This is a genomic window from Mycobacterium sp. (genome assembly GCF_049683935.1).
GTDB lineage: Bacteria > Actinomycetota > Actinomycetes > Mycobacteriales > Mycobacteriaceae > Mycobacterium.
In genome coordinates this window covers 1-5,399 of sequence record NZ_JBAUJR010000146.1, presented here as the reverse complement: position 1 = coordinate 5,399, position 5,399 = coordinate 1, and the positions used below count along the sequence as shown (strand labels likewise).

Sequence of the window (5,399 nt, the reverse complement as noted above, 5' to 3'; positions counted from 1 at the left end):
GGCCTTCGCGGCCGCCGCGATCGCGGTGCTGTGGTGACCCGGTCGGCTACTGCTCGCCCAGACCCAGCAACTCGGTGACGTGGTGGTCGCGGCCGGCAGTGTAGCCGCCGTCCACGGCGATGGCCTGACCGCTGACGAAGCTGGCGTCGCTCGACAGCAGGAACGCCGCCACGGCGGCCACTTCGTCGGCGCGGCCGAACCGCCGGAGTTTGTGCTCATGGCGTAGGCCCTCGCGCGGCACGTCCATGCCGGGAAGGCCCATGACGGAGTCGAACAGCGGAGTCTGGATGAAACCCGGGCAGATGGTGTTGGCGCGGATTCCGCTGGGGCCGTAGTCGATTGCGGCGTTCTTGGTGAGCAGCACCACCCCGCCCTTGGAAGCGTTGTAGGCACTTCCGCCTGCGGTCCCCTCGAGTCCCTCGACGCTGGACAGCGTCACGATCGCGCCCCGTTCGCCGGCGACGCGCTGCTGGGAAACCATCTGGGCCAGGGCGGCACGCATCACCAGGAACGTGCCCTTGAGGTTGACATCGAGCACCCGGTCCCATTCCTCGTCGGGCAGCAGGTGGATCGGACCGCCGCCACCCACTCCCGCCGAGTGGACCACACCGTCGAGCCTGCCCGCCGTGTCGACCACCGCGGCGACTGCCCGCGCAACGGCGGCAGCGTCCATGACGTCGGCGCAGTGGTAGTCGAATGCGGACGAAAGTCCTTGCGGTGCTTCGGGAGCAAGGTCGATGCCGACCACCGAGGCGCCCTCGGCGAGCAGTCGGGCGGCGGTGGCCTCCCCGATGCCCGATGCTGCCCCGGTCACCAGAACGCCCTTGCCGGCAAGACTGCTCATCGGCACAGTATTGCGCACCTCGTGGCCGGCGAGCGCGCGCCGTTGTATGCGACTCACCGCGCAGAGGCGTGCAGACACGCGCGCTCGGCGGACGGCGCCATCATCCACAGATTGCCATATGTATGGTGTGGTGCATGCCACATGTCAGCGGCGCCGCCGTGCGCGATCCGGAACTCGCGCGGTTGACGGGCCTTCCCTTTGACGACTCCGACGAGGTGATCCGCGCGGCGGTGGACGCGGCGAGCGTGCCCGCCCTGTTGATGTCGATGGTGCACATGACGGGCGACCTCGGGCTGCTCGACGAACTTCCGGGTCCGTTCATGTTGATCGCGATGGATCTCCAGGGCGCCATGAGCGAACCCGACAAACAGACAGTGCGCGAGCGGGCTTTTGACGTCATCCGCGACTACCGCGACCGTGGCTGTCCGCCGCCGTTCATCCCCGACGAGCACCAGTTGCGCGTGATGTTGAACGTGATGTCAGCCGGTCAGGTCGCCGAGGAGTTCGTCGACTACATCGCCGCGGACCTGCGGGTCACCGACGTCGACCAGAAGGGGCCGGTGCTGGCCTCGACCGGACAGCAGCGGGCCGACTTCCCGGTGGTCGTCATCGGCTGCGGCGAGTCGGGCGTGCTCGCGGGCATCAAACTCAAGGAAGCCGGAATCCCGTTCACGATCGTCGACAAGCAGTCCGGAGTGGGAGGCACCTGGTTGGCCAACCGGTATCCGGGGTGCCGCGTCGACATCGCCAGTCAGTACTACACCTACTCGTTCGAACCCACCGACCACTGGGAGCACCACTACGCCACCCAGCCGGAGATCCTGCAATACCTCAACGACGTCACGGCGCGCTACGGGATCGCCGAACACATCCGGTTCGAGACCGAGGTGACCGGCGCCGACTGGGACGAGCCGACCGCCACCTGGCGGGTGCGGATCCGTTCCAGCGACGGCACCGCGGAGACCCTGTCCGCCCGGGGCCTGATCTGCGCCGTCGGTCAGTTCAGCAACCCGGTCATTCCGGACATCAAGGGCGCCAAAGACTTCGACGGACCGTCGTTTCACACCGCCGACTGGGACGACACCGTCGACCTGTCGGGCAAGCGGGTCGCCGTCATCGGGGCCGGCGCCAGCGGATTCCAGCTGGTCCCGGCGATCGCCGGCACCACCGCGCACGTCGACGTCTATCAGCGCACCGCTCAGTGGATGGCGCCCAACGTCAACTATCACGCACCGGTCGGCGACGGCGCCCGATGGGCCACCCGGCATCTGCCGTACTACGGGCGGTGGCTGCGCTTCGTGTCCTGGTGGCCGATCGCCGACGCCCTCGACGAGCAGATCACCATCGACCCCGACTGGGACAACGGTGGATTATCGGTCAGCGCAGGCAATCACACGATCCGCGAGGTGTTCGTCGCGTGGATGCAGGCCTTCGCCACCGACGAGGAACTGCTGGCGAAGGTGACGCCGAGTTATCCGCCGTTCGGCAAGCGCACCCTGCAGGACGACGGCACCTGGCTGACCACACTGCAGCGCGACGACGTCGACCTGATCACCGACGGCGTCGCAGCGATCACCGCAGACGGTGTCATCGACGGCACCGGTGTGCACCGACCAGCCGATGTGTTGTTGTGGGCCAGCGGTTTCGACGTCAACCACCAACTCGGGCCGATCGACGTCCGCGGGGTGGCCGGCGTCAGCCTGAACGACGTCTGGGGGGATGCCGCCTACGCCTATCTCGGGATCACCGTCAACGACTTCCCGAACTTCTTCTGCATGTTCGGCCCGGGCACCAACGCCGTCAACGGCGCCAGCCTGATCTACAACTCCGAATGCCAGATGCGTTACATCCTGGGCTGCATCGACATGGTGCTCACCTCGGGCGCCGCCTCGGCGATGCCCAAAGCCGCCGTGTGCATCGACTACGACCGGCGCAGCCAGGAACGCCTGAAGACCATGGTCTACTCCCACCCGTCGGTCACCAGCAGCTACTACAAGAATTCTGCAGGCGAACTACCGACGCTGTTCGCCTGGCGCATCGTCGACTACTGGAAGTGGACACATCGCCCGGACCCGGACGACTACGAGCTCAAAGCACTGTGACAACAGGAGGATCGATGACAGGACGGTTGGCCGGCAAGGTCGCCTTGATCAGTGGCGGGGCCCGGGGAATGGGCGCGTCGCACGCCCACGAGATGGTCGCCCACGGCGCCAAGGTGGTGTGCGGCGACATCCTCGACACCGAAGGCGAGTCGGTGGTCGAGGAACTCGGCGAGAACGCCCGCTACGTCCATCTCGACGTGACCCGCTCCGAGGACTGGGAAGCCGCGGTGGCCGTCGCCGTCGGTGAGTTCGGCGGGCTCGACGTGTTGGTCAACAATGCCGGCATCCTCAACATCGGCACCGTCGAGGACTACGAGCTGTCCGAGTGGCACCGCATCCTCGACATCAACCTGACCGGCGTGTTCCTCGGCATCCGCGCTGTGACACCGACGATGAAGAACGCCGGTCACGGGTCGATCATCAACATCTCGTCGATCGAGGGGATGGCCGGCACCATCGCCAGTCATGGCTACACCGCAACGAAGTTCGCGGTCCGCGGACTGACGAAGTCCGTGTCTCTGGAGTTGGGACAGTTCGGGATCCGGGTGAACTCCGTGCACCCCGGTCTGGTGAAGACACCGATGGCCGACTGGGTGCCCGAGGACATCTTCCAGAGCGCGCTGGGTCGCATCGCCCAACCCAGGGAGGTCAGCAACATGGTCGTCTACCTGGCCAGCGACGAGTCGAGTTTCTCCACCGGGTCGGAGTTCGTGGTCGACGGCGGGGTTCTGGCCGGCCTGGCACACAAGGACTTCTCCGCCGTCGACGTCGACCAGCAGCCCGACTGGATCACCTAAGTCTCGGTTCGCCCCTGATCCATCCGACGGCCCAACTCCGCGCGTGAGCCGATGCCGAGCTTGCGGTAGATCTTCGTCAGGTTGTGCTCGACGGTCTTGGTGCTGATGAACATCGCCGCCGCGATGTCCTTGTTGGTCGAACCGGATGCCGCCATCTCGGCGACCCGCTGCTGTGACGGTGTCAGCTGGCTGAGGTCGTCGTTGGGGGAGACGACGGTGCGGGATAGCTCAGCCTGCGCCCGTCGCGCCCACAAGGGCGTACCCAGTTCCTCGAACGTCCGCAGTGCCTCGGTCAGATTGGCTGCGGCGGTGTGCTTCTGGCGCATCCGCCGCTGCAGCTGGCCCAGAATCAGCTGAGTCCTGGCCCGTTCGAAGGGCATCGGCAGCGCCTCGTGCTCGGTCATCGCCCGATGCGCCGTCTGCTCGGCCGCCGCGACGTCACCGCGTGCGGCCAGCAGCATCGCTCGGCATCGCGCGCCGACCGCCAGCATCCACACCCGCCGGTGCTCGAGGCCGTTGCGTTCGAGCGCGCCGGTGAGGACCTCGGCCTCGTCGAGTCGGCCGACGCCGATCATCGCCTCGATCACATCGGGCAGATGCCAGGCGTACATCAGCTCGGTCGCGGGTACCTGCCCGGTCTTCAGGAACGCCATGTCCAGCGCCTGCAATGCCTCGCGGTGGTTGCCCAGTGACTCTTCGAGGAAGCACAGCGTCATCCCCGGCCAGTCGGCGATGTGCGACGAGCTGCGGTTCTTCGTCGCGACCATGACCCAGTGCGCATCGGCGCGCGCCTCGTCCACCCGGCCGGCATACGCAGCGACGGCCGCGCGAACCGTCATCGGGATGATGAGAACGTCGTCCCCGCCGAGTTGTTCGGCGCGCTCGACCGCCTCGGCGGCTTCGGCGGCGGCTTCGGCGAGCTGGCCGCGCCACACGTGGTTGATCGCCAGAAACCCGGCGATGGCCATCATGTCGCTCTCGGCCCCGCGTTCGATACAGATCTCGCGCGCCGCCGTCAGCTCGCGGTGCGCCTGCTCGAGCCGACCGGTCCACGACAGCGCGGTTGCGTGCACGAACGGCGCCCGGAAGATGATCGGTACGTCCAGAGAGCTGTCGTAGAGCTCGAGGGCCCGGTCCAGGGCGGCTTCGTCGAGGCCACGCCCGCACTGGAAGTTCACGTGGACCGACCAGGACAGCGCGGCACTGGTGAGACCGGGCACTCCGAGCTCATCGGCGAGCTTGACGGCATCGCGGACATGGCGGCGGGCATCGTCGAGCTCACCGATGCTGTTGAGCGCGAAGGACAACCGCAGCATGATCGTCACGGTGACGGGGACGTTGCCGACGGCCTCGTCGAGCGCCGCCCGCAGGAGATCGACGGCTTCGCCGTGCAGATTCTGGTACATCCGGATCGTCGCGAGTTGGCTCGATGCCAATGCACGCAGAATCCCGGGTTCCATCGTCTCGACCACGACGCTGATCACCGATCCCGCCTGGGCGGTGTCTCCGGCAAGGAAGTGGTTCTCGGCCGACTTGAGGCGCCGCAGCGGTGTGTCGCCGCCGAGTCCGATTGCCAGGTCGACCAATTCGGCGGCGGCTGCCGGCGCTCCCCGGGCGCGTGCGGCGTCGGCGGCCTGGTCGAGCGCGGTCAGCATC

General features: G+C 67.2%; 4 protein-coding genes. 2 read left to right on the top strand and 2 right to left on the bottom strand.

From position 1 onward, the window contains the following. Positions 1-46: 46 nt before the first annotated feature. Positions 47-844 (bottom strand): SDR family NAD(P)-dependent oxidoreductase, encoded by a 798-nt coding sequence (locus WA965_RS08290; protein ID WP_526300653.1) that lies wholly within the window; start codon positions 842-844, stop codon positions 47-49. Positions 845-978: 134 nt separating this feature from the next. Between WA965_RS08290 and WA965_RS08285 the strand changes: the two genes are divergently transcribed. Continuing rightward, a complete protein-coding gene (locus tag WA965_RS08285) occupies positions 979-2,946 on the top strand; it encodes a flavin-containing monooxygenase (RefSeq protein ID WP_526300655.1) in 1,968 nt (655 codons plus the stop codon). Between the two features lie 14 nt (positions 2,947-2,960). Continuing rightward, positions 2,961-3,743 carry a glucose 1-dehydrogenase gene (locus tag WA965_RS08280; protein WP_526300657.1) on the top strand — a complete coding sequence of 261 codons (783 nt, stop codon included), beginning with the start codon at positions 2,961-2,963 and terminating at the stop codon, positions 3,741-3,743. Here WA965_RS08280 and WA965_RS08275 read toward each other — a convergent pair. Next, positions 3,740-5,399 (bottom strand): helix-turn-helix transcriptional regulator (locus WA965_RS08275; protein ID WP_526447352.1); only part of this gene is annotated, 1,660 nt, incomplete at its 5' end. The two genes, WA965_RS08280 and WA965_RS08275, sit on opposite strands and share 4 nt — an antisense overlap.